The sequence below is a fragment of the Erythrobacter sp. genome (assembly GCF_023653175.1).
In the GTDB taxonomy this organism is placed as follows: Bacteria; Pseudomonadota; Alphaproteobacteria; order Sphingomonadales; family Sphingomonadaceae; genus Erythrobacter.
Window position 1 is genome coordinate 1 of sequence record NZ_JAMNXL010000289.1, and the last position, 2,521, is coordinate 2,521.

Annotated in this window: 4 protein-coding genes; 3 read left to right on the forward strand and 1 reads right to left on the reverse strand. The window is 64.5% G+C overall.

Features of this window, described 5'->3' with window-relative positions:
• A partial coding sequence (locus NBV68_RS19005) for a helix-turn-helix transcriptional regulator (RefSeq protein WP_296313071.1) occupies window positions 1-226 on the reverse strand: 226 nt, incomplete at its 3' end.
• Window positions 227-347: 121 nt separating this feature from the next.
• Here NBV68_RS19005 and NBV68_RS19010 point away from each other — a divergent pair.
• The 3 genes from NBV68_RS19010 to NBV68_RS19020 all read left to right on the forward strand — a co-directional run.
• Window positions 348-842, forward strand: a complete 495-nt coding sequence (locus NBV68_RS19010) for a multiubiquitin domain-containing protein (protein ID WP_296313074.1) — start codon at window positions 348-350, stop codon at window positions 840-842.
• Window positions 839-1,219, forward strand: a complete 381-nt coding sequence (locus NBV68_RS19015) for an E2/UBC family protein (protein ID WP_296313077.1) — start codon at window positions 839-841, stop codon at window positions 1,217-1,219. Before NBV68_RS19010 ends, NBV68_RS19015 begins: the two co-directional genes overlap by 4 nt.
• Window positions 1,219-2,521, forward strand: a 1,303-nt coding sequence (locus NBV68_RS19020) for a ThiF family adenylyltransferase (protein WP_296313080.1), incomplete at its 3' end; no start/stop codon positions are given. The genes NBV68_RS19015 and NBV68_RS19020, both read left to right, overlap by 1 nt.

Sequence of the window (2,521 nt, forward strand, 5' to 3'; positions counted from 1 at the left end):
CTGTGCGCCCAAGTAAGAAATCTGTGGTCACGGAGAGTGCGTTGGCCAGTTTGCGCAGGCTGTCGAACGACGGCTTGCGGGTACCGGCCTCGAAATGTGCGATGGAGCTGGGCGGCAGGCCGCTGTCCTTGGCCAGGGCGGCTTGGCTCATCTGGCGCAGGCTCTCCCGCGCAGCGCGCAGTCGTTCCCTGAAGATATCTGATGGCTTCTCGTGTTCGATGGTCATGGCGATTTCGACATGTTTATCTTGACGTCTTGCGAACGCCCTCCTATATTCCCGACATACATGGCATGTCGAGACCGCCAATGGCAAGGGTCTCACTGCCTAACAGGCATAGGAGGCCAATATGGCAGCAGAGCAGAACGGACACGACAACGGCGCCTTCCACATCAGCGTGGGCGATGCCGAGCTGAATTTCCGGCCGGTGCGGATCGACGATCCGGTTCCGACCGGCCGGCAGATCCTCGAAGCCGCCGGCGTGCGCATCCCCGAGGAACATCTGGTGTTCCAGATCCTGCGGGACGGCGAGCTCGAAGAGCTGCGCCAGGACGAGACGACCGATCTGCGCGGCGGTCGGGCTGAGCGCTTCCTGATCTTTCCTGGGGCCGAGTCTTTTCGGATCGAACTGGACGGCCAGGTGCTGGAATGGGGTGCCTGCGCGATCAGCGGGCGGGTGTTGAAGACGATCGCAAAGGTCGATCCGAAGACCTACGGCGTCTGGCTTGAAGTGCGCGGCGCCGAGGATCGGCCGATCGGCGACACCGAGCTGGTGCGGCTCGATGGCAAGGGGCTGGAACGCTTCTTCACGGGCATCAGCCAGACGACGGAGGGCGGGGCATGAGCTTCCTCCCGACAGCCGACCGGCGCTATCTTGAGGAACGGGGGCTGGCCTTCCGCGAAGTGGACGATGGCGGCCGGAAGGGCGTCATCCTTCCCGGCTTCGCCCTGCCGTCGGCGAAATTTCAGGTAGTCGCGGCCGATATCCTGATCCTCCTTCCGTGCGGCTATCCCGATACGGCGCCAGACATGTTCTACTCGCTGCCCTGGCTGAGCCTCGTGCGATCCAGCCGCTATCCCAACTGCGCGGATCAGCCCCAGCAGTTTGAGAGCCAAAATTGGCAGCGATGGTCCCGGCATAATAATAACTGGCGGCCGGGCATCGACGGCATCTGGACCATGCTCAAGCGGGTCGAACAGGCGCTGCAGGAGGCCGCGTGATGCAGCTCGATGTAGCTCTGCAGGAGCGTCATGCAATGGCGCTGCGCGAACTGCTCGAGCGCCCGGACGGGATCGAGGCCTCGGCCTACGTCATGTTCGGGCGCAACCTCGTAGGGATTGACCCCTGGACCCGTCGCCGGCGGCTCCGGCTGGTTTCTCATCAGGTCGTTCCGGTGCCGGCGGGCGACGAGATTTCAGCGAGCGCCCACCATGTTACCTGGTCGACTGCCTCCTTTGTCAGTCTGTGCCGGCAGGCGGCCGAACGGGATCTGGTGCCAGCGATCGTGCACAGCCATCCTGCCGGCATGCGGGTCTTCTCGCGGCAGGACGACGCGAACGAGCGCGATCTCTACCGGTTGCTGCGCAACCGCAACGGCACTGACGCGATTCTGGCGAGCGTGGTGCTCGCCGGCGGCGATCATTTCATGGCGCGTGCCTGGTTCGATGACAAGGAACCCGTCGCGGCCGAAATCGTCCGGAGCGTCGGCTCCCGGCTGCTCCATTTCGGCGGCGAGTCCGGCGCCTCGAACGCGGCACTGGTGCGTCAAGCACTGTTGTTCGGCGAAGCGGTCAACAACCGTCTAGCATCGATGCGGGTAGGCGTCGTCGGCTGCGGCGGCACAGGCAGCGCCACGGCGATGCTGTTGGCCCGCCTCGGCGTCGGTCAGCTCGCCTTGTTTGACGACGATATCGTCGAAACTTCCAATCTGAACCGCCTCCATGGCGCGCGCCGGGCAGACGCCGACGCCATGCGGCCAAAGGTCGAGGTGCTCGCGCGCGAGATCACAGAATTAGGCCTCGGCTTGCGTGTCCACACCCATCGTGGCTGGATCGAGAAAGAGGCCGCACGGGATGCGCTCAAAGCCTGCGACGTGATCTTCGGCTGCACGGATGACCATGCCGGCCGGTTGTTTCTCAATCGCTTTTCGCATTTCTATCTGATCCCGGTCATCGACATGGGACTTGCCATCGAGCCGGCGTCGGCTGGCATGCGGGACATGTCGGCGCGGGTCACTGTGCTGACGCCGGGCGCGCCCTGCCTCTCATGCCGGGGCGTTGTCGACCCCAAAGCCGCGAGCGAGGAGGCGCTGCGTCGGGAAGCGCCGGAAGAATACGAGCGGCAGAAGCGTGAGGCCTATGTCCGCGGCGGTCAGAATCCGGCGCCAGCCGTGGTAACATTCACAACCGAAACAGCGACGCTTGCCGTCAATGAGCTGCTGCAGGGCCTGACCGACTATCGCGGGGAAGGTGGCTGGGCCTGGGAGCGGGTTCGGCGGCTGGACCGCGGCATCGAGCGGAAGC

What these genes read in the sequence shown, in the direction of transcription:
- NBV68_RS19010 (WP_296313074.1), top strand. Translation starts at nt 348, where the DNA reads ATGGCAGCAGAGCAGAACGGACACGACAACGGCGCCTTCCACATCAGC.
- NBV68_RS19015 (WP_296313077.1), top strand. Translation starts at nt 839, where the DNA reads ATGAGCTTCCTCCCGACAGCCGACCGGCGCTATCTTGAGGAACGGGGG.